Below are 21,174 nucleotides of genomic sequence, written 5' to 3'. Positions count from 1 at the left end.
GATTGGGGGAAAGGGAGTGGTAACAGCATTACTCGTAGTCGGATTGATAGTCGCCGTCTTCGTGGGCTACAACATCGGTGGGTCCTCGACGGGCGTCGCGTTCGGTCCCGCAGTCGGCAGTCGAATCATCGGCAAAGTAGGTGCGGCGGCGCTGTTTACGGTGTTCGCCCTCTGGGGCGGTTGGACGGTCGGTCGGAACGTCATCGAGACGATGAGCAACGGCATCGTCCCGGCGAGTCAGTTCACGTTGACGACGAGCATCGTCGTCCTGTTCTTCGCCGGGTTCGCGCTCCTCATCTCGAACCTCTTCGGCGTGCCCGCGTCCACGTCGATGACGGCCGTGGGTGCAATCGTCGGATTGGGATTGGCGTCGAACACGCTCAACGAGTCGCTGATGTTCACCATCGTCTCGGCGTGGATCGTCGCGCCGCTTTCGGCATTCATCGTCGGTTTGGCCATCGGCCGGTACCTCTATCCGCATTTGGACGCTCGGTTCTCGTTCTCACGAATCGAAGGCGGGTTGTTCACGTTCGACCGCTCGGGGTCGATTCCACGGCCGAAGTTCGGCCGTAGCGTCGGCAAACGCGAAGCGGGCGGTGCGGCGTCGGTACTCATCATCGCCTGTTACATGGGATTCAGCGCGGGGGCGTCGAACGCGGCCAACGCCGTCGCCCCGCTCATCGGCAACGGGTCTATCACCGCCAGCCAAGGAATCCTACTCGCAATCGGAGCCATCGGCCTCGGCGGGTTCACCATCGCCCGGCGGACGCTCGACACCATCAGCGACGGTATCACCGACTTGCCGATTCTGGCGGCGCTCATCGTTTCGCTCATCGGCGCGACCATTATCACGATTCTCTCGCGCCTCGGCATCCCTGCGAGTCTCGCGGTCAGCACCACGTCGTGTATCATCGGGCTCGGATGGGGGCGGGCCAGTCGCGCGGTAACCGTCGCGGAAGTGGCTGACGCCGCTTTGCAGGGCGAACAGACGCCCGCCGCGGAACTCTCTTCGGGTGCGTTGATAGCGGAGACGAGCGAATCGGAGGTGCCACCCGGACCGACCATCGGCGACGTGGCGGACGGAGACGTTCCCGACCCGAACACCGTGGTGGACGGCGGCGAACATGGCCAGGTGCCCCCCATCGGCGAGGAGAGCGTCGAGGAGTTGGCGGCCGAAAACCTGTTCGACTCGGCGGCGACGAGTCGAATCGTCCTCCTGTGGGTACTCTCGCCGACCCTCTCTGCGGTCGGGTCGTTTCTCATCTTCGAGTTCGTATTGCACGTCGGGTGAGTTCGTTTTACCCGTCTTCGTACCAAGCGCAGAGAGAACCGCTTTACTTGGTTTCCACCGTTTTGAGTGCCATGACCGAACAAGTTCTCGTTCCGGTGGACGGGTCGCCGAAATCGAGGGAGGCGTTCGAATACGCGGTCGCCATGCCGGACGTCGAACTCACCGTCATCACCGCCGTCAACCCCTTCGACATCGACCCGCTTTCGCCGGGCTATCAGTCGCCGCTCGGCAAGGCGGGGATGCCGGCCTACTCGCAGGAGTGGTATCAGGAGGAATGGGACAACGCACACGAACTGCACGAGGAACTACGCGAAAGCGCCGACGGCGTTCCGGTCGAGAGCGTGGTCAAGATGGGACAGCCCGCGCGGCAGATTCTCCGCTACGCCCGTGAACACGACGTCGACCACATCGTCATCGGGACGCACGGGCGAGACGACATCTCGAAGATACTCCTCGGGTCCGTCGCCGACAGAGTGATGCGTCGTGCACCGATGATGGTGACTGTCGTTCGCTGATTTTCCTCGCGTCGACGATAGTTTATTCCCCGGAAGGCCCCGATTGAACTCTCCGCTGTTTCCGGTTTCCTTCTTTCCTCCCGACGAAAATACAACCGATGACTGTATGTTTGAAATCGGACATTTTCACTCGTTTTCACCGTTATAACTAGCTCCTACTCGGGTAGTATTCTCTTCAGGTGGCTCATAACGAAATGCGAAACGATGCTTTACCAGGTCGTACTATGCGAGGAAACAAGCGGTCACTCGGCAAGCTAAAACGCAGAGGATATCTGAAAGGAATGGCGGCGACCGGTATCGGAGCCGGTGTAGCCAGTCGGTTTTCGGACGTGACGGACGCGGCGTCCGGCGACGTCGTGCACGCGGACGGAGATGACGTTTATCTCATCTTCGGCGTCGATACCGAAGACGTCGACCTCGAATCGTGGTTGTCGGACCACAAGGACGACGTTCACGCGAGTTCGCAGGAGTCGTCGTCCGAGGTCATCCAGTATCAGGACGTCTCCCAGCTGAACGTCAATCAGCAGGAGAACGCCATCGCCATCTCGATAGACGGCGGGCAGGCGGACGCCATCCAGCGCACGTACCAGAACAACCAGAACGTGCAGGCGGGCAAAGCGGTGTCGAAGAACGCGAAGGGAGGCCACAAAAAGCGGACGTTCGAGGACGTCGCAAACGCCTTCATCGTCTTCGCCCACGAGTCGGGTTCGAGCGAGTTCTCGGGCTGGGTCGTCAGCGATGAGGAGTACCAAAGCGAACAGTCCGCGGAAGCCGACATCGACCAAGAGCAGGAGGTCGACCAAGTCAACTACAGCAGCCAGAGCCGCGCCGTCGCAGTCGCGGAAGGCGAAAGCTACGCTCGGTCCTATCAGCGCAGCTTCCAACTCAACGAGAACGTTCAGGACGCGGAAGCGCTCGCGGCCAACGTCGGCGACGGCGATGACCAGAGCGCCGACTCGTCCGTCGAACAGTCACAGGACGTCGACCAACTGAACTACAACGAGCAGGGCGTCGCGGTCGCGCTCGCCGTCGGCGAAGGCAGCGTCGCCAAAGCGTGGCAGGTCAGCTGTCAGTTCAACCGGAACAAACAGATCGCCTCGGCCACCGCGCTCAACTTCGACCCGACTCCCGTCGACGACTACATGGCGACCGCCCAGATGACGGGCGACTACTCGGATTCGGACGTGAAACGGTGTTCGGACGGGTCGACGCAGGCGAACGAGCAGGGTGCCGAATCCGAAATCGACCAGTTCCAGGACGTCAGCCAGCGGAACTCCAGCATGCAGAACGCGGCCCTCGCGGTCGCACTGGACGACAGCGAGTCGATGGCCACGCAGGCCAGCTATCAGGGCAACTTCAACGCCCAAATCGCTTCCGCGACCTCGGTCAACGTGGAGGAGGGAGGCATGCAGGTCGAGGGCGTGATGAAGGGTACGGACGCGAAGGGCGACGGCTCGTGGGCGGTCGCGTACGACAACGGCCACGACCAAGTCAACACGCAGGAAGCCCTCTCCGAAATCGAGCAGGTACAGTACATCGAGCAGCTGAACGTGAACGAGCAGAACAGCGCCATCGCCTTCTCCATCGACAACGGCGACGCGACGGCGGAACAGCTCAACTACCAACGGAACGAAAACGTCCAGTACGCGGAATCGAACGCGCGCAACGAGAGCGACCAGGACGACGGGAAGTGCAAGAAGGACGGCAAGAAAAAGCACCACCACGGCAAGAAGAAAAAGTGCAAGAAGGGCGGCAAAGACGGCAAGAAAAAGCACCACCACGGCAAGAAGTGCAAGAACTGAGCGGTTTCGAGGCTCGTCCTCGAAACGCCTCGTAGGTGACGAAGAGAAAGGCCCGCCGATTCAGTCGTCATTTTCTCGCGGTCCGTGTCCGACCCCGTAGCCACGGCGTCGTCGAAGTCCGTCTCCCTTGTCCGCTCAGAAATCGCCGAGGTTGGACTGCCCGCCGTTCGCACCCGCCATCGTCGCCGCCTTGTCGAGGGCGCTCTCGAACGTCGATTCCTGACTCCTGTCGTAGAGCGTCGCCGCGGGGTGGAGACAGACGAGTACGTCGCGTTTCGTCCCGCCGAGTTCGACCGTCTCTATCGACCCGGATTCCTTCGTCACGGCCACGTCGCGGTCGAGGACGTGCTGGCTCGGCACCTTCCCGAGCGTGACGATGACGTCGGGGTCCACGAGGTCGATCTCCCGCTCTAAATACTCCCGACAGTTGCCGAGTTCCTCTTTCGTCGGATCGCGGTTCTCCGGCGGCCGACAGCGCACGCAGTTGGTGATTCGAACGTCCGCTCGCGACAGTCCTTTGTCGCGAAGTTTGTCGTCCAACACGGACCCGCTCCTGCCGACGAACGGTTCGCCTTGGTCGTCCTCCTGTGCGCCGGGCGCTTCCCCGACGAACAGTACGTCCGCGTCTTCGGGTCCGACGCCGTTGACGATTCGACTCCGGCACTCGACCAGCGCCGGACAGCGCGTACAGTCGGTCACGTCCAGTCCCTCCATCGTTCCCATGCTCGCTCGAACGGGCGGAATACATTAAGTATCCTCGGCCTACGTCCCGACAATCGACCGGAGAAAGTCGATGGTTGCGCCGCATTTCGGGCCTCCCGACTCAGTGGTCCGTCTCGCCGCGCCATTCGTCCGCGGCGCGGGCGGCTAATCGCGCCACGCGGAGCGGTTCGGGGCGTCCGCCTTCAGGTGTAAACGCCCGGACGACATCGCGGGCATCTCCCTCGCTCAGACCCACTTGCCGGACGAACACAGTCTCGTCGTTGACGGCGAGTTCGCGCCGCGGCGGTTGGGTTCGATAGGTCTCCCGCCGTCGGTCCAGTTCGTCGCCGGAGAACTCGGCTTCGAGCGAGTCGCGGAGGCCGTCGCTCTCCTCGAAGGTGACGGCGATGACCGGGCGGTCTATCGCCTCGTGGAGGCGATGCATATCCACTACGTTGTACCACGCGAGTGCGATGCCGCCGACGAAGACGTAGCGGACGTCCTCGCGGTCCAGTCGTTCCGTGAGGTCGATAATCCCGTCGGTGACATCCGTTCCACCGACCGTACAGTTCCCAAAAACAAACCCGTCAGTCACCCTGCTCGCGCGGGTGACGACGCCAGCGAGCGTGCTGGTGTCGCGGCGATACGATTCCGCGACCCCCAGCGCTCGAACACCGGACTTCACGCTACTCTTCGTCTTTTATCTCGTCGAGTCGGTCCAACAGTTCGTCGTTCGATGCCCCAATCTCGAAATCGACGCTTCCCTCGTGTTTGTGTTCCGACGTCGCAACGCCGCTGTCGTCGTCTAAATCCGCGCTATACTCCTGGTTCTCCTGTTCTGATTCGTCGTAGCTCCCGAAGCCCATACAATACATAGTATGCGCTTCGCACACTAAAAACGCTCGCCGCCCGTCAGAATTTTGGTAGAAGGCCCGAAATCCCCCGATATGCAAGTCATCACCGTCACTGCCGACGCCGAGACGTTCACCTGTAACGCCTATCTCGTCCTCGGCGACCGTTCGATTCTCGTCGATGCCGGGGCAATGGAAGGCGTCGTGGACGTCATCCGCGAGCACACGGACACGCTCGACGCAGTCGTCCTCACTCACCAGCACGGCGACCACGTCGCGCAACTCGATAACGTGCTAGACGCGTTCGACGCGGACCTCCTCGCGTACGGGCCACACTCCCGCCGCGACGGTCCCATCGCCGACGGCGACACGGTTCGAATCGGCGACGAGGAGTTCGAGGCCGTCCACACGCCCGGCCACGCGGACGACCACCTCGCCTTCATCAGCGATTCGACCATCTTCAGCGGCGACGTCGTGGTTCACGACGACGGCGCGTTCGACTACGGCAGTTTCGGACGCACCGACATGGCGGGCCAGTCCCGCGAGGAACTCATCGACAGCATCCGCGAAATCCTCGACCGGATGCCCGACTCCGTCGAACACATGTACGCCGGCCACGGCGAGGAGTTCCACGGAGATGTTCCCGAGAGCCACGCTCTCGGGAGCCAGTCAGAACGGCAGGACCGTTCTGGCGACGTGCGCGACGTTATCGAGACGGCCTTAGAGCGAGCGGAGAAACGCGAACCGAAGTATCCCGAGTAACTTCGGAATATCCGATTTAATTGTAGTATGGTATCATATTTCACGAGTCCTTTTCTCGCAGCTAGTCAGTGTTCGAAGTATGCCCGGACCCGTTTTCCTACGCGGCGACCGAATCGAACTCAGAACGGTCGAAGAGGACGACTTGGACTTCCTGCAGGACACCATAAACGCGCCGAACGTCCGTCGGTTCCTCGGTAGCCGTTCGCCCATCAACGGCGGACAGGAACGGGAGTGGTACGAAGAGCGCGCCTCCGACGGCGATAGCGACCACGTCCACCTCCTCATCTGCCACGACGGTCAAGCGATGGGGTCCATCGGTCTCCACCCGAAGGACCCCACGGGCGTGAACGCCGAAATAGGAATCCTGCTCGCCGAGGAGTTCTGGGGGGAGGGATACGGCACAGAGGCCAGTCGCCTCATCACGGACTTCGCGTTCCGCGAGCGCCGCCATCACCGCGTCATCGCCCGCGTGTTCTCGGGCAACGTCGGTTCCGCCCGTATCTGGGAGAAACTCGGCTTCCGCCACGAGGCGACCCACGTCGAATCCGAATTCCTCGACGGCGAGTACGTGGACGTCGAGTTCTACGCGGTCCTCGAAGACGAGTGGTTCGGGCGGGGCGAATAGGTCGGACACCGGGAAACGCGCCGCTCGGAACGTGTGCCATTCGAAGAAAAACCGACGGACCGCTTACGCGCTGCGCGCTTCCTTGCTCTTCGGGCGAAGCTTGTTGTAGCCGCATTTGCGGCACTTGTCCGCTCGCTGCGGGTTGCGAGCGTTACAGCGCATGCAAATCATCTTCTCGAGCGTTCGTTTCTCTGCTGCGTCGAAACTGGCCATACGGTGCGTTTGCTTCCCCGCGCGTTTAAACGTTATTGAGTTGCCGCGTCGCTACTCCTCCCCGGCGTCCAGATACTCCCCCTGGACTGCGACGACCTCCGTCGAATCGGCACAGTCGGCGTAGCGGCGAAGCGGTTCCGCGTTCAGTTCGAGGAACGTCTCCCCCCAGCGGAACTTCGACAGTATCTCCTCCGCCTGTTCGCGCTCCCCGAGGATGCAGAGTCCCGCCGCGAACGCCTCCACGGTGTTCAACTGGAACGGCTTCCCGTAGTTGACGGGATTCGAGGCGACGAGAAACGGCAACGCCCGGTGGAGTCCGGGCATCCCGAAGAGCGCCTTCTCGGCGCTCTCCCACGAGCAGTCGAGGGCGACGAGCGTGTCCGTTTCGGCGCGGTCGGCGGGTGACAGTGCCTGCTCCGCGTGCGGATTGAGCACGATTCCGTACGGCGTCGCCCGCGTCGACCGATGGAGTTCGGTCAGGTCGAACCGCGCGAGTTTCCGCGCCGTACACTTCTTCGGGTCGTCATCACCCTCGTAGCGGACGTGGAGGTTCACTGGACGAGGGTTGGCGTGGCTCGGTGAAAAGTGGCGCGAAGAAGGCTCCGCGGGGGATGCGGTGCCGTGCGGAGCCGTATGGAAACAGTTCCTCTGTCGTACAGGCGTACCGGATTCCTCCGGCATCCTGACTGAACTGCGAGGGCGCTATAGCCGTTTATATGACCGCTATAGCGACCTCGAATTCATTCCATGGCCTATCGAGAACTCAATACCGTCCGCCGAGGGGATAAAGAGGGTCCTCCACGTTCTCCCGCGTATGGACCCCGAAGTGGTCGTTCGCGCGTACTACGATTCCATCGACGCACACGACTACGAGACGTTCGCCGAACTGTTGGCCCCCGACGTCGTACACGACCGCCCCGACAGGACCATCGAGGGGCGCGACACCCTCGTCTCGTTCATGAGCGACGACCGCCCGAACAAGGAGACGAGTCACGAACTCTCGCGGGTCGAGGAAAACGGACCCACCGCGGCCGCCGAGGGTTGCTTGCTCGATGCCGACGGCGAGGAGATGTTCGGGTTCGAGGACGTGTTCACCATCGAGGAGGGTCAAATCACGCGGATTCGGACGCAAACACGATAGTCGCCCCTCCCCCGAAAATCGTAGAAACCGTCCGGAGCGTCCGGTGAAAAATCAGTACCCGGACGTTGTTTACATATCAACCCGTCACTTTTCGACATTTGGTACCCTGTTGCACACTTGATGGCATCATCACGAACGTCGGCGAAACGAGGCAAGCGGAACAAGGTCATGGGCACGATAGCCGTACTGGCCGTCGCGTTGTTGGTCGCCGCGGCGACCGGGTCGTATCGGCTGTTCTCCTACGGTGCCGCGCTGTTCATCGTGGCGAACTTCGCTGCGGCCGCCGTAGAGCGAAACGACGGCGAACTGAACCTCACCCCGTACACGGGGTTGGTAGTCGGATTGGCGGTGGTGTTCGCGGCCGGATTCACGCTGATATGGCTGCAATGGCATCCGGGCGTGACGGACTACACGTACCTCCTCGGTCTTCCGACGTCGACGCTTTCGTACTTCGTCTTCCTCTGGTTGCTTCCGATTCTCGGCGCGCTCTACTACGCCTTCGTCTTCCCGGACATCGGGAGCGACGACGTGGTCGACGACCTGATGGACGACGTGCGGCGGGTCCAGCGGGGAAAGCAGTTCCCGCTGTCCGTCGCCCGAACGGAACCCGACGGCGGTGACGCCAGCGACGGTGAACCCGGCGGTAAGTCGCCGCAGACGGACGGAGGCGACCGGCGATGAGTCCTATGCCTTTCGTCCCCCTACAGGAGATTCCGGTCACGGACAGCCCGTACGTCCTGCTGTTCGGCGGTGCCTATCTGCTGGTCGTGTTGGCTATCGGCGTCTGGGGCTACATGCAAACCGAGAGCACCGAGGACTTCCTCATCACCGGGAAAAGCATCGGTACGTGGGTCCTCGCGCTGACGGCGTTCTCGGTCATTCAGTCCGGGTTCGGCTTCGTCGGCGGTCCCGAACTCGTCTACTCGTTCGGGACGACGGCGCTCTGGATCTTCTTCACCGCGCCGCTCGGGTTCGTCATCACGTGGGTGCTGCTGGCGAAACGAATGCGCCTGCTCGCGGACATCCGCGACGTGATGACGCTCGCCGACGGGATGTACGTCAGATACGAGAGCGCGTGGGTTCGCGGTCTCACCGCCGTCGCCGTCATCGTCGGCGTCATGGCCTATCTGGCGACGAACCTCGCCGCGCTCCAGTACGTCATGCGCGCGATTTTCGGCCTCCCGGTGATGTGGGGCCTGCTCATCGGCGCGCTCATCCTCCTGCTCTACAGCATGCTCGGCGGCATGATAGCGGGCGTCTGGACCGACTTCGTGCAGGCGATAACGATGATAGTCGGCTCCCTGTTCGTCTTCGCCTTCGCGCTGTCGTTCGGCGGCGGCATGGGGTCGATTTCGCGCAACCTCGCCACCGCCGACCCGGCGTTCGTCTCGCCCTTCGGTGCGATGGGCGCACCCGCGGCGACCATCTTCACGGCGCTCGGGTGGTGGATTCTGTTCTCCGTTGGCGCGGCGGGACAGCCACACCTCGTCACAAAGTTCTACATGAGCCGCAACCTCAAAATCCTGCGCTGGGGCGCGCCCATCGCGGCGGCGACGTACGCGATTTCGAGCCTCCTCGCCTTCTCGACCGGACTGTCGATGCGCGCCATGGTCGAGGCGGGCCAGACCGCGGCCCCGAAGAGCGCGTCGGTCGTCGGGCCGGTTTTCGTCCTCGAACACACGCCCGGCGTCGTGGCCGGACTCATCCTCGCGGCCCTGCTCGCTGCCATCATGAGCACCAGCGACTCGTTCCTCAACATCGGTGCGGCGGCGGTGTCCCGCGACATCCCACGGGCACTCGGCCGCCCCATCGAAGACGACAAGACCGAACTTCGCGTGACACAGGCCGCGCTGGCGGGCTTGACCATCGCCTCGACGCTCATCGTCTTCTACTCGCAGACGTTGGTCGGCATCCTCGGGACCATCGGTTGGGGCTTTTTCGCGGCGGCGTTCTTCGCCATCGCGGCCCTCGGCCTGAACTGGAAGGGCGCGACGAAGGAGGGGGCTATCGCCGCGCTCCTCGGCGGGTTGGGCGTCAACCTGTTCTACAGTGCGGTGCCGAGCATCGCGGATGTCGTCGCCGGGATGGACGATTCGCTTCCGACATTCGTGGTCTCCGGCGCGGAGTGGATTGCGACGACCGTTCCGAACCTCTATCCCTTCCCCGGTTCGTTTCCGGTCGGAACGGTGGCGCTCCTCGTCGCAATCGTACTCTTCATCGGCGTCTCGATACTAACACAGGACCGGCAGACGGTTCCGGAGGACATCGCCCTCCTTCTGGAGGGATAGAATGAGCATGACAGAGACACGAGACGGCGAGGACGAAACGCGAATCGCCCACCTCTCCGGGTGGTTCCGCCAGCGACCAACGTCGATGGAGTACTGGGACCTCCTCGTCACGGACGAGCGACTCGTCTGGTGTTTCGTCGGCGAGTCGTTCAAATCCATGCTGTTGCGGGCGGACACGGGCGAACGCGGTCGGAAGGAGGTTTCGGACGCCACCCCGGACCGCGTCCTTTCGTTCAGCGAGCGAAACTTCGCGGTTCCGCTCGATTCGGTTCGGTCGATTCGTCTGCGAGAGGGTACCCTGTTCCGGCGGGCGAAACTGACGGTTTCGTGGACCGACGGCGAATCCTCTTCGTTCGAACTCTCGGCGACGAAAACGGCGGACTCGCAGGTCGACGACGTGGAGGCGCTCGAAAACGATTCCCGACTTTCGCACGTCGACGTTGCCGTCGAAACGGCGGACGGGTTGTTCTGATTTCGGATTCGGATTCGATTTTTCGTCGATTTCGGGAGTCCGGATTTCTCGTCGGCTACTCGGGTGTCAACAACTCCTCGGACTCGATTTCGGGGAACGAGGCCACGACGCGTTCGAGTACCTTCGCCTCCGCCCGTCGGAGGTTGTTCGACGCCGCCGTCTTCGAAACGTCGAACTCCTCGGCCAACGTGCCCAGGTTCGCGTCCCGCGGCGTTCGGAAGTACCCTCCGTCGACGGCGGTTCGGAGGGTTTCACGCTCCGTTTTCGACAGCTCACGACAGCCGTCGAGGACGTTTTTGGCCGCTCCGAGGTGTTGGATGACGTCGAGGTACTCCTCGAACGACGTGGCGTTTCGGCTCTCGACGCTGAAGTCGTTTCCCGTCTCCAACTCGGCGAGGGCGTTGTCGGTGTTGTCGGCGGAGTCGAACCCGACGCTCCAGAGTTCGCTTCCGTCCCTGATTCGAAACGGGCCGGTGATGTAGCCGTCGTGTTTTCGAATCGTCCGCATCGCGTTGGTCTGCCCGATGAACGACTTGATGACCGCGGTATCGCCCCTGCGTGAGAGCAGTTCGAACTCCAACATCCGGTCGTGGTCCTGCAATGCGGACAGGCCGTTCGTCAGCGCGCCGCGGTCGTCCCCCTGTACGAGAATCCTCGTCTCCAACTTCTGCTGGGCGGCGTTGAAATCCCAGTGCATGGTGTGAAACGAGACGTCCGTCTCGTCCGTCACGTCGATGTATGGACAGTCGTACTGCACCATGTCCATCGTTACCGAAATCATATCCCAACTCATCGTTCGTTATGGAAATAAATACCGGTGCTTGCCTTTTGAATCCTAAATCCGTTCGGTCACGTTCGTGACGGGTCGTCAGTTCCCGTTCCCGTGTTCCCAGAAAACTCCACGAATCGAAAAACGAACCGCGTGTCGTGGTGCGTCGCGCTTCGCACGCGACGGGTCCTTACTCGCGTTCGCCCGACCCGAGCGCGCTCTCGCCGACGGGTTCGTGGCCCTCGATGACTTCCGTACCGCCCATGTACGGTCGGAGCGCTTCGGGAACCGTCACCGTGCCGTCGTCGTTCTGGTAGTACTCCAGAATGGCGACCATGACGCGGGGCAGCGCGAGTCCCGAGGCGTTCAGCGTGTGGAGGTATTCGGTCGATTCGTGGCGTTCGGGGCGGTAGCGCAGGCCCGCCCGTCGGGATTGGAAGTCCTCGAAGTTCGAGGCGGTCGAGACTTCGAGCCAGCGGCCGCCTTCCTCAGGTCCGTCGTCCAAGTCGTCGCCGGGTGCCCACACTTCGAGGTCTATCTGCTTGGTCGCCTTGAACCCGAGGTCGCCGGTGCAGAGTTCGAGGACCCGGTACGGCAGTTCGAGGCGGCGCAGGACTTCCTCGGCCTCGTCCAACAGGATGTCGAGGCGCTCGTAGCTCCCTTCGGGTTCCACGAAGTTCACCATCTCGACCTTGTTGAACTGGTGGACGCGCACGATACCGCGCGTTTCGGTGCCGTGTTCACCCGCTTCGCGCCGGAAGTTCGGCGTGTAGGCCTGGTGTTTCAGCGGTAGGTCGTCGCGCAGGAGGATGTCCCCGGCGTACATGTTCGTCACCGGCACCTCCGCGGTCGGACAGAGCCAGAGGTCTTCGCCCTCGATTTTGTAGGCGTCCTCGGCGAACTTCGGCAGTTGGCCCGTCCCCGTCATCGAGTCGCTGTTGATGGGAATCGGCGGGAAGATGTCCACGTACTCCTGCTCGCGGTGGACGTCCAGCATGAACTGCATGATGGCGTGTTCCAGTCGCGCCCCGTCGCCCTTCAGGAAGTAAAAGCCGCTCCCGGTGGTTTTCGCCGCCCGCTCCTCGTCGATGATGTCCAACTCCTCGCCGAGGTCGTAGTGCGGAACCACGTCCGCGGGCAGGTCGCGCAGGTCGTCGAAGCCCTCCCGTCGCTGTTCCACGTTGTCGTCCTCGTCCTCGCCGACCGGGACGCTCTCGTGTGGCACGTTCGGAATTTCGAGGATTCGCTCCTCTAATTCCTCCTCCAGTTCGCTCGTCTTCGCTTCGACCTCCTCCAACTCCGATTTCACCGCGCTCGAACGTTCGATGGCTTCCTGTGCTTTTTCCTCCTTGCCTTCCTGTTTCAACTCGCCGATGCTTCGGCTGACCTCGTTTCGTTCGTGGCGCAGGTCGTCACCCTGTGCCTTCAGTTCGCGCCACTCGGCGTCCAAATCGAGAAAGCCGTCCAAATCCACGTCGTCGCCGCGGTTTTCGAGCCCCTCCCGAACTTCGTCCGGGTGGTCCCGGATAAACTTCCTGTCGAGCATTCCTGACTCGGGTTTCAACACCCCTGCAAAAAACCGTGTCGCTATATCGAGACGATGTGTCAGGGTATTCGCGTCGTGGTGGCTCTTCTCCCACTTCGAGTGTAACGACCGAGAAGCAGACTTCGAACGCCCCCGCCACGCTCGCTACGAGGGAAACCCGTGGCCAACGCTCCCAACGACATCGATAAGAAGTCCCCGAAAGCCCCCACCCGCTCGCGATCGCTCGCCAACATCTCGACCCGGCACAAACCGCGTGCCTCGCCGAGAGGGGTCGGCGAGTCGACCATGCAAGCGCGCGAGCGGGTGGCCCCTTTCAATCCACCCGGACACCGCGACCGCACAGCACCGCGACAGCCACGTCCTCCCCAACCGATTCGCTTCGCTCATCCCTCGCGTGGTAACCAACCAACCCCGAGGACACTTCGTCCTCGGGGTTGCTGGCGCACGCGCCGATATCGTTCGGTCAGTATCGCGCACGTCGGATGTCCTCATTGCTTCGCTGGATTACGCTTCTGGCAGGTTGCGCCAGCGCGTGTCCGCGAGGCGTGAGCGCCGCGAACGGCGAGCGCACTGCCGCGCTGGCGGGGAGGTGTGGGGACACCGGCGGTGCGGATGCGGATATGGGCGCCGCCAGCAGTCTCTCGAAACGCGGAACCGACGCGAGTAACCTCCGGTCCGATGAAACGAGAACGCCCTCGCAGGTCAAGCACGAAGCACGTGGAACGCGAATCGTTTTTCCCGTCTGCCCACGCGAGGTACGGTAATGGCAATCGGCGACCTACGGGAAGTCACGACGGGAGACTGCTCGGACCTGTACTACCTCGACACCGGAATGTACGACACGGAGGCCTACGGCGCGGTGTACGTCCTCGACACCGACCGACCGGCCATCGTGGAGACGGGCATCGGAACCAACTACGAGGCAATCCTCGACGCGCTGGACGAGTTAGACATCGCGCGGGAGGATGTCGCGGTCATCGCACCGACGCACGTCCACCTCGACCACGCGGGGGGTGCGGGTTTTCTCGCAGAGGAGTGCCCGAACGCGGACGTGTACATCCACGAAATCGGCGCGCGCCACCTCGTGAACCCCGAGTATCTGGTGAAGGGGACCAAGCAGGCCGTCGGCGACCAGTGGGAGTTCTACGTCGAACCGAAACCCGTCCCCGAAGAGCGCATCGTGGAGGTGGCGGACGGGGACACTATCGATTGCGGGAGTCACGAGTTGGATGTCATCCACGCGCCGGGGCACGCGCCGCACCAGACGATATTCTACGACGAGGCGAACGACGCCGTGTTCACCGCCGACGCCGCCGGGATTTGGGTGCCGAGCGTCGCGGAAATCCACGAGACGTCGCCGCCGACGGACTTCGATTTGGACCAGTGTTTGGACGACGTGGAGACCATCCGCGAACTCGCGCCGGGGACGCTCCTCTACACGCACTTCGGCCCGCGAGAGTACTCCGACGCGGCGATGGACGAGTACGGTGAGGTCCTCTCGAAGTGGGTCGCGGCCGTGGACGCCCAACGCGCCGCGAAGGAAGACGACGAGGAGATAATCGAACACTTCGTGGAGGAACAGGACATGGACGACGTGTGGGGAGAGCGGAAGGCGCGCGCCGAAGCGGTGTTAAACACCCGTGGCGTTCTTCACTACCTCGATACCAACGACGGTCTGTGAAACGCGCAAAACCGAAACAACCCAAATAAACTTTCGCATCGTTCTACACTACATTAATGGGTGATAACTCGCTAGTGAGGGGTATGGAGTGGCGTGACGGAGAGAAGGAGTTCACCGACCCGGTTATCGAGCGGACGACGTTGTCCAGAATGTTCGAGGACAGCGCCGAGCGACACGAAAACCGCCCCGCACAGCAGTACAAGGGCGGCGTGTATCGCCGTTCGCTCACCGAAACCGTGCTTCCGGCGGCACCGGACGGCGAGTTTCGGTCGCTTTCGTACGCGGCCATGCGGGACATCGTTCGCAACCTCGCCGCCGGGTTCCGTGACCTCGGCGTCGGGTCCGACGACAGAATCGGTATCTTCGCCGACACGCGCATGGAGTGGGCGCAGACTGACTTCGCCCTGCTCGCGGCGGGTGCCGTCGTGACGACCGTGTATCGAAGTTCCTCCGTCTCGCAGGTTCGGTACCTCCTCGGCGACCCCGAGGCAACGGGCGTCGTCGTCGAAAACGAGGATTTGCTGGAGCGCGTCTTGGAGGTCGAAGACGACCTCGACCTCGAATTCATCGTCGTGATGGACTCGCTTTCGCGCGAATACGACCGCGACGACCTCTTCACGCTCGCCGAGGTCTACGACCGTGGTGTGGAAGTCTTCGACCTCGACGAGTACGAATCGTGGCTCGAATCCCGCGAGGTGGACGACCTCGCCACGCTCATCTACACCAGCGGAACGACGGGCCAACCGAAGGGCGTGAAACTCTCCCACTGGAACTTCCGGTCGAACGTCAACCAGTGTTACCGACGGTTCGGTCCCCGACCGGACAAGGAGGTCCCCGTCATCGACCGACATTCGAGAGCCGTCTCGTTCCTCCCGCTCGCACACGTTTTCGAGCGAACCGCGGGTCATTTCATGATGTTCGCCGCCGGGGCGACGGTCGCCTACGCGGAAAGCCCCGACACGCTGCAGGACGACTTCCAGGCGGTCGAACCGACCACCGGAACCAGCGTCCCCCGCGTCTACGAACGGATTTTCGACGCCATTCGGTCACAGGCCGATGAGAGCGATACGAAGCGCCGGATTTTCGACTGGGCGACGGACGTGGGCGTCGCGTATCACGAGGCGGACTCGCCGAGCGTCGGCCTCCGGGCGCGAAAACTGCTCGCCAACAAACTCGTCTTCGACAAGGTCAAGGACGGACTCGGCGGCAACATCGAGTTCCTCATCAGCGGCGGCGGCAGTCTCTCGGCCGATTTGTGCGCGCTCTATCACGGGATGGGGTTGCCCATCCTCGAGGGCTACGGACTCACGGAGACCGCCCCCGTCATCTCGGTCAACCCGCCCGAAGCGCCCGAAATCGGAACCATCGGCTACCCCGTCGTGGACGAGGAGGTGACAGTCGACGGGTCGGTCGTCGGTGAGGCGTTCTCGGACGCGGCGGGCGAGGTGGGCGAACTCCTCGTCAAGGGGCCGAACGTCACCGCTGGCTACTGGAACAAACCCGAGGAGACGGAGCAGGCCTTCACCGACGACGGGTGGTTCCGAACCGGCGACATCGTCGAAATCCGCCCCGACGGCTACATCGCGTTCCGGGAACGCGCCAAGGAACTCCTCGTCCTCTCGACCGGCAAGAACGTCGCTCCCGGCCCCATCGAGGACGCCTTCGCCGCCAGCGACGTCGTGGAACAGTGCATGGTGATGGGCGACGGTCGGAAGTTCGTCAGCGCGCTCATCGTCCCCAACGTGAAGGAGGTCCGCGAACGGGCCGCCCGCGAGGGTATTTCCCTCCCGGACGACGACCGCGACCTGTGCCGGAACGACACGGTGTACGAGTGGGTCGAAGCGGAAGTCGAGCGCATCAACGAACGCTTCGAATCCTACGAGCGGATAAAGCAGTTCAGGCTCGTCCCCATCGAGTTCACGGAGGGAAACGACCTCCTTACGCCGACGATGAAGAAGAAACGGCGCAACATCCTCGACCGTTTCGCCGACGACATCGAGGCCATCTACGCCGACTGACGGTCGAATTCCCGCGCCGGGCCGACCGGCCGCGTGCCGTGAGCTAACACCCTCGCGTCGGGTTCACCCTTTCGGGACAAAATATGACAAACGACCACATTCAATCTATCGAGGGAAACGATTGTCCATTCTATTGCGCTCCTCCCCCCGCGCAGTACCACATTCATACCACGCAATTTAATACCCGTCCACACTCTCCTTCCCGATACATGGAGGGCCAGCAGTGAGTGCGCAGTTGCTGTACGTCGTCACCGCCATCATCGGACTCGGCGTCGTCTCGCAGGTGCTCGCGGACCGATTTCAGGTGCCGAGCGTGCTGTTTCTCATCTTCGCGGGGGTGGTCTTCGGCCCGGTCGGACTCGGCCTGCTCGACCCGTCGGCGTTCGGCGACGCGCTCTCGTCCATCGTCGGCCTGAGCGTCGCCATCATCGTCTTCGAGGGGGCGTTCCACCTCAAGGTGAACAAACTCCGGGAGGCACCGTCGGCCCAGATACGTCTCGTCACGATTGGAGCGCTCGTCTCGTTGCTCGGGACGGCCGTGGTCGTGCGATACGCGCTCGGACAACCGTGGGACCTCGCCCTGCTCATCGGGTCGCTCCTCGTGGCGACCGGCCCGACGGTCATCACCCCGATTCTCTCGGTCGTGCCGGTGCGTGACCGCGTCGGGGCCGCCCTCGAAACGGAAGGCATCGCGAACGACGTGACCGCCGCCATCCTCGCCGTGGTGATGTTCGAAGTCCTCGTCCTCACCGGGACGAACTCGTTCGACGTCGGCGAGTTTCTCGCGTCGTTCGTGCGCCGACTGGGAACCGGCGTCCTCGTCGGTCTCATCGTCGCCGGACTCCTCTGGTACATCCTCCGCAACCTCAATCTCTCGCGAGGGAACGCGCCACAGAACTCCCGACTGCTGATCCTCGTCGGCGCGCTGACAGCCTACGCCGCCGCCGATATAGTCGCCAAGGAAGCAGGTATCGCGGCCGTCGCGACGGCGGGAATTCTCCTCGGCAACGCGAACCTCCCGTACGAGGAGAAGATAGAGGAGTTCAAGGGCGACATCACCCTCGTCGTCCTCTCGTTCGTGTTCATCACGCTGGCGGCCCAGTTGAAACCCCACAACCTGTTCGACCTCGGCGTTGGCGGTATCGTCGTCGTCCTCGCCGTGATGTTCGTCATCCGGCCGCTGGTCGTCTTCGCTTCGACCTCGGGCGGCAGATTCACGCGGGGCGAAAAGACGTTCATGAGCCTCGTCGGCCCACGGGGCATCATCCCGGCGTCGGTCGCCACGCTGTTCGCGATTCGCATCCGAAACGAGGCCGACGTGATTCCGAACGCGAACGAGGCGGCGACGGTGCTCATCGGTACCGTCTTCCTCGTCATCGTCGTGACCGTCGTGTTCGAGGGCGGATTCGCTCGACACATCGCAGAACACCTGAACGTGATTCCAATGCGCGTACTCATCATCGGAGGCGGAAAGGTGGGCCGGTCGCTCGCCGCACGCCTCGAAGACCGTGGAGAGAACGTCGTGCTGATAGAGCAGGACGAAACGATAGTGCAGACCGCCCGCGAGGAGGGATACACCGTCCACGAAGGCGACGGAACCGACACGGACGTTCTCAGGGCCGCCGGGGCGGATAACGCGAAAATCGTCGTCGCCGCGACCGGTGACGACGACGTGAACCTCCTCGTCGCGCAACTCGCCGAATCGAAGTTCGACGTGGAGACCATCATCGCCCGGGCGAACAACCCGGACAACGTGGACGCCTTCGAGGACCTCGGGGTTCGAACGATCTCCTCGTCGCTCGCCACCGCGTGGGCCATCGACAACGTCATCGAACGCCCCGCGCTCTCGAACTGGATGACGGAACTCGGACGGAGCGGGGACGTACAGGAGATAGAGATAACCGAACCCTCCATCATCGGGAAAACCATCGACGAGCTGGACGCCGAACTGCCGAACGGCGTCCTCATCGCGCTCGTCGGGCGGGACGGGAACTCGCAGGTTCCGAGCAGGGATTTCACGCTCCAGAATGGCGACCATGTGACGTTCCTCGGGCGCAAGTCGGCCGTCAGGGACGCCATCTCGCTGTGTCATCCCCGATAGACGACGCCCCGTCTCGACTTCGATTTCGTCGTGCGAGTTCGAGGTTGGCCGCCGAGAGAAGAGCGAACGCGGCGAGGAGCAACGCGGCGTACGCGAGGACGTTGAGGAGGGTGAACGGATACATTCCCATCTGGTTACAGAGGATTACCACCCCGCCGATGACGGCCAACGCGAGGTAGTATCGACTCCAGTTTCCCCCCTTCGACGACGGATTGACGAACTTGTCGAGTTCGGTCGCGGTGTCGCTGAGCCGTACCTGTCCGCGTTGGCGGTCGTAGACGATGACACCCGCGTCGGCCATCTTCGGCAGGTGGGTCTGGTACAGCGACGTGTACACCGATTTCCGCTCCTTCGAGGAGACGAGTTCGACACTGGTGTCCTGTTCCCACGCGGCGACCACTTCGGCGAGTTCGCCGATGGAAACCGTCCCCGATTTCGACCGCAGGTAAGAGAGGGCGTACCGACGCCGTGGGTTGGTGAGGATTTCGAACGCCGTATCGCGTGAAATCGCCTCCGCTCCCGTCGGTGGTTCGGTGGTCATTCTCGACAGCTTTGGGACGTCAGCGCCGTGCGATACACTACCGTCCCTTGGACAGCCGAGCGCAAAAAGATATTCGTCCGTTTACAACTTTTCCCCGTAGAAACAAGTCCGACCAGCACCAGTCAAAGCCGGTCTCTATCCTTGGCACTGACCCCCCGGTCTTCAGCCATCGACCTTCACGACCGCCACGTCCCGATTTCGGAAGACGACCGAGGTTCCCCTTGACTCGCCGAATCGGTCCAGCATCTCCGTCCACTGCGTCCGACTCAGCGTTTCGCGGGCTATCCAACTGCGAGTTCCTTCGCGGGTGAGGTAGACGTAATCGGGTGACACGTCGTCCCGAGCGAGTATCTCGCGGATGCAACTGGCCGACGCACAGGTCGAACTGTTGCGGTACAGGGTGATTTGGCGTTCGCGCTCCTCGGGCGGCAGCCATTCGGCCCCCCACGGGGAAGCGACGACGGTTCGATGGGCGAACACGGGGAACCACTCCGCGGCGTCGCCAGCGACGAGGACCGTCGCGTCCTGCGGGGTTCGATTCCGTATCCACCGCATCGCGGCCATGTCGTCGCCGTCGACGTACGACGGAAGCGGGTCCTGCTGGAGTCGGTGGAGCGGGCGTTCGGGAACGGGTCCGTAGTTCGCGGCGTAGAGGCCGCCGGTCGCCACGCCGTAGGTCGAGAGCAGGAGGAGTAAGACGAGCGAAAGGCGCGGCAACCGCCCTCCGTCCGTCGAGATTTCGTCCCGCTCCAACGCCACTTCTCCGACGCTGGGCAGCCAATCGAACATCACGGCGGCGACGACGAACGCGCCGACGAGCATGAGAAACCGCGGCTTGGGAAACATCACGACGGTCGCGGTGAACCAGACCGGGAGGAAGTAGCGTTTCCGCACCGCCAGCGCGACCACGCCGACGAGCGTGAGGACGTGCCAGACGGGCAGAAACCGCGTCCGGCGGGCGTAGAGGAACTTCGAGGGGAACCAGAAGATTCCCTGCCCGATTCCGAGGCGCGACCCGGCGGTTCGGGTGAGGAGGCCGATGCCGTGGACGGCGGCGATGTGACCCCACCACGGAACCGCGAGGAGCAAGCCACCCGCCGCGACGAACGCGCCGCGCTTCAGTCCGTCAGGCGAACGGTCGAAGACGGCGAAGAAGACCAGATAGCTCGTCCCGAAGAAGATGGGGTACGACGGATGGGTGAGAATCGTCAGGCCGAACAGGACCATCCCCGCAACGGTCCACCGAACCGGTTTCTCCGGCGTCCGAAACAGTCGCAGGCCGACGTACAACCCCGTCACGGTGAACAGGTACGCGGGAGCGCGGACGATGCCGCCCGCCGAGAGGTGCCACTTGAACACGGCGGGACTGACCGCGACGACGAGCGCCGCGAGTCCCGCACGTCGGTTTCTGTCGGGGTCCCCGGCGAACACCTCGCGTCCGAGAAAGAACGCCGGAACCACGGTCAGAACGGTGACGACGCCGGGGAAAAAGCGCGTCAGTGCCAGCGGGCCGACGCCGAAGAAATCGCGGATGAATGCGACGACGTAAAACGCGAGCGGCGGGTAGCCGAAGGGGATTCCGTTCGTCGTGTACCGCGGAACTCGCGCCGGAAGGCGGTAGCCGTTGTCGCGTATCGCGTCGGCCATCGCGAGGTACAGGCCGCCGCCGGTGGCGGGATACGGGTGGGTCAGCAGATACGCGGCAAAAACGACGAGGCTGGCGAGGAGCGCGGGAACCATCCACGCGAGCGTTGCGGAGGAGGGACGACTTCGGGACACGTCCGAGAACTCGACGCACGGCGTAATTATTCTATGGCCCGATGTCAGTGGATGGAACGCCAGAAAACGAGTTAGTC

22 protein-coding genes are annotated in these 21,174 nt (G+C 62.9%); 13 read left to right on the top strand and 9 right to left on the bottom strand.

Annotated elements, in window-relative coordinates; genetic code table 11:
- Positions 1-16: 16 nt before the first annotated feature.
- The 3 genes from AC1XDK_RS03800 to AC1XDK_RS03790 all read left to right on the top strand — a co-directional run bounded on the left by AC1XDK_RS03800 (position 17) and on the right by AC1XDK_RS03790 (position 3,608).
- A complete protein-coding gene (locus AC1XDK_RS03800; RefSeq protein ID WP_483348436.1) occupies positions 17-1,291 on the top strand; it encodes an inorganic phosphate transporter in 1,275 nt (424 codons plus the stop codon).
- Between the two features lie 71 nt (positions 1,292-1,362).
- Positions 1,363-1,806 (top strand): universal stress protein, encoded by a 444-nt coding sequence (locus AC1XDK_RS03795; protein WP_483348435.1) that lies wholly within the window; start codon positions 1,363-1,365, stop codon positions 1,804-1,806.
- Between the two features lie 224 nt (positions 1,807-2,030).
- A complete protein-coding gene (locus AC1XDK_RS03790) occupies positions 2,031-3,608 on the top strand; it encodes a hypothetical protein (protein ID WP_483348434.1) in 1,578 nt (525 codons plus the stop codon).
- A 135-nt stretch (positions 3,609-3,743) separates the two neighbouring features.
- On the opposite strand, the gene AC1XDK_RS03785 is transcribed toward AC1XDK_RS03790, so the two are convergent.
- The 3 genes from AC1XDK_RS03785 to AC1XDK_RS03775 form a co-directional block, all read right to left on the bottom strand.
- A complete protein-coding gene (locus AC1XDK_RS03785; protein ID WP_483348433.1) occupies positions 3,744-4,331 on the bottom strand; it encodes a uracil-DNA glycosylase in 588 nt (195 codons plus the stop codon).
- A 100-nt stretch (positions 4,332-4,431) separates the two neighbouring features.
- A complete protein-coding gene (locus AC1XDK_RS03780) occupies positions 4,432-4,995 on the bottom strand; it encodes an endonuclease dU (protein ID WP_483348432.1) in 564 nt (187 codons plus the stop codon).
- Position 4,996: 1 nt separating this feature from the next.
- Positions 4,997-5,176, bottom strand: a complete 180-nt coding sequence (locus tag AC1XDK_RS03775) for a DUF5786 family protein (protein WP_483348431.1) — start codon at positions 5,174-5,176, stop codon at positions 4,997-4,999.
- Positions 5,177-5,257: 81 nt separating this feature from the next.
- Here AC1XDK_RS03775 and AC1XDK_RS03770 point away from each other — a divergent pair, with 81 nt between their 5' ends.
- On the top strand, positions 5,258-5,923 hold the full coding sequence (locus AC1XDK_RS03770; RefSeq protein WP_483348430.1) for an MBL fold metallo-hydrolase: 666 nt from the start codon (positions 5,258-5,260) through the stop codon (positions 5,921-5,923).
- Positions 5,924-6,002: 79 nt separating this feature from the next.
- Positions 6,003-6,548 (top strand): GNAT family N-acetyltransferase, encoded by a 546-nt coding sequence (locus AC1XDK_RS03765; RefSeq protein WP_483348429.1) that lies wholly within the window; start codon positions 6,003-6,005, stop codon positions 6,546-6,548.
- A gap of 63 nt (positions 6,549-6,611) precedes the next feature.
- On the opposite strand, the gene AC1XDK_RS03760 is transcribed toward AC1XDK_RS03765, so the two are convergent.
- Both AC1XDK_RS03760 and AC1XDK_RS03755 read right to left on the bottom strand, forming a co-directional pair.
- Positions 6,612-6,761 carry a 50S ribosomal protein L40e gene (locus tag AC1XDK_RS03760; RefSeq protein WP_483348428.1) on the bottom strand — a complete coding sequence of 50 codons (150 nt, stop codon included), beginning with the start codon at positions 6,759-6,761 and terminating at the stop codon, positions 6,612-6,614.
- A gap of 51 nt (positions 6,762-6,812) precedes the next feature.
- The gene (locus AC1XDK_RS03755; RefSeq protein ID WP_483348427.1) at positions 6,813-7,316 is read right to left on the bottom strand and encodes a DUF367 family protein; all 504 of its coding nucleotides are present in this window, start codon (positions 7,314-7,316) and stop codon (positions 6,813-6,815) included.
- A gap of 259 nt (positions 7,317-7,575) precedes the next feature.
- Here AC1XDK_RS03755 and AC1XDK_RS03750 point away from each other — a divergent pair, with 259 nt between their 5' ends.
- The 4 genes from AC1XDK_RS03750 (at position 7,576) to AC1XDK_RS03735 (ending at position 10,662) form a co-directional block, all read left to right on the top strand.
- On the top strand, positions 7,576-7,902 hold the full coding sequence (locus AC1XDK_RS03750) for a nuclear transport factor 2 family protein (protein ID WP_483348426.1): 327 nt from the start codon (positions 7,576-7,578) through the stop codon (positions 7,900-7,902).
- A 120-nt stretch (positions 7,903-8,022) separates the two neighbouring features.
- Entirely contained in the window at positions 8,023-8,583 is a 561-nt protein-coding gene (locus tag AC1XDK_RS03745; RefSeq protein ID WP_483348425.1) for a hypothetical protein, read from the top strand.
- On the top strand, positions 8,580-10,190 hold the full coding sequence (locus AC1XDK_RS03740; RefSeq protein ID WP_483348424.1) for a sodium:solute symporter family transporter: 1,611 nt from the start codon (positions 8,580-8,582) through the stop codon (positions 10,188-10,190). The genes AC1XDK_RS03745 and AC1XDK_RS03740 overlap by 4 nt, the downstream gene beginning before the upstream one ends.
- Before the next feature lie 7 nt (positions 10,191-10,197).
- Positions 10,198-10,662, top strand: coding sequence for a hypothetical protein (locus tag AC1XDK_RS03735; RefSeq protein ID WP_483348423.1), 465 nt, complete (start codon positions 10,198-10,200; stop codon positions 10,660-10,662).
- Positions 10,663-10,717: 55 nt separating this feature from the next.
- Here AC1XDK_RS03735 and AC1XDK_RS03730 read toward each other — a convergent pair whose 3' ends face one another.
- Together AC1XDK_RS03730 and serS are read right to left on the bottom strand one after the other, a co-directional pair.
- Positions 10,718-11,443 carry a helix-turn-helix domain-containing protein gene (locus AC1XDK_RS03730; protein ID WP_483348422.1) on the bottom strand — a complete coding sequence of 242 codons (726 nt, stop codon included), beginning with the start codon at positions 11,441-11,443 and terminating at the stop codon, positions 10,718-10,720.
- Between the two features lie 178 nt (positions 11,444-11,621).
- Positions 11,622-12,977 carry a serine--tRNA ligase gene (gene serS / locus AC1XDK_RS03725; protein WP_483348421.1) on the bottom strand — a complete coding sequence of 452 codons (1,356 nt, stop codon included), beginning with the start codon at positions 12,975-12,977 and terminating at the stop codon, positions 11,622-11,624.
- Positions 12,978-13,459: 482 nt separating this feature from the next.
- Here serS and AC1XDK_RS03720 point away from each other — a divergent pair, with 482 nt between their 5' ends.
- The 4 genes from AC1XDK_RS03720 (at position 13,460) to AC1XDK_RS03705 (ending at position 18,777) form a co-directional block, all read left to right on the top strand.
- Positions 13,460-13,741, top strand: coding sequence for a hypothetical protein (locus AC1XDK_RS03720; protein ID WP_483348420.1), 282 nt, complete (start codon positions 13,460-13,462; stop codon positions 13,739-13,741).
- A complete protein-coding gene (locus AC1XDK_RS03715) occupies positions 13,741-14,658 on the top strand; it encodes an MBL fold metallo-hydrolase (protein WP_483348419.1) in 918 nt (305 codons plus the stop codon). Before AC1XDK_RS03720 ends, AC1XDK_RS03715 begins: the two co-directional genes overlap by 1 nt.
- An 83-nt stretch (positions 14,659-14,741) precedes the next feature.
- The gene (locus tag AC1XDK_RS03710; protein WP_483348418.1) at positions 14,742-16,676 is read left to right on the top strand and encodes an AMP-dependent synthetase/ligase; all 1,935 of its coding nucleotides are present in this window, start codon (positions 14,742-14,744) and stop codon (positions 16,674-16,676) included.
- Positions 16,677-16,899: 223 nt separating this feature from the next.
- Positions 16,900-18,777 (top strand): cation:proton antiporter domain-containing protein, encoded by a 1,878-nt coding sequence (locus AC1XDK_RS03705; protein WP_483348417.1) that lies wholly within the window; start codon positions 16,900-16,902, stop codon positions 18,775-18,777.
- On the opposite strand, the gene AC1XDK_RS03700 is transcribed toward AC1XDK_RS03705, so the two are convergent.
- Together AC1XDK_RS03700 and AC1XDK_RS03695 are read right to left on the bottom strand one after the other, a co-directional pair.
- The gene (locus tag AC1XDK_RS03700; protein WP_483348416.1) at positions 18,743-19,318 is read right to left on the bottom strand and encodes a DUF7344 domain-containing protein; all 576 of its coding nucleotides are present in this window, start codon (positions 19,316-19,318) and stop codon (positions 18,743-18,745) included. The two genes, AC1XDK_RS03705 and AC1XDK_RS03700, sit on opposite strands and share 35 nt — an antisense overlap.
- Before the next feature lie 162 nt (positions 19,319-19,480).
- Positions 19,481-21,097 carry an ArnT family glycosyltransferase gene (locus AC1XDK_RS03695; RefSeq protein WP_483348415.1) on the bottom strand — a complete coding sequence of 539 codons (1,617 nt, stop codon included), beginning with the start codon at positions 21,095-21,097 and terminating at the stop codon, positions 19,481-19,483.
- Between the last annotated feature and the right edge of the window lie 77 nt (positions 21,098-21,174).

The sequence above is a fragment of the Haladaptatus sp. HS23 genome (assembly GCF_056892285.1).
The sequence above is the reverse complement of the archived record's forward strand: the minus strand, read 5'-3'. Positions and strand labels throughout refer to the sequence as shown.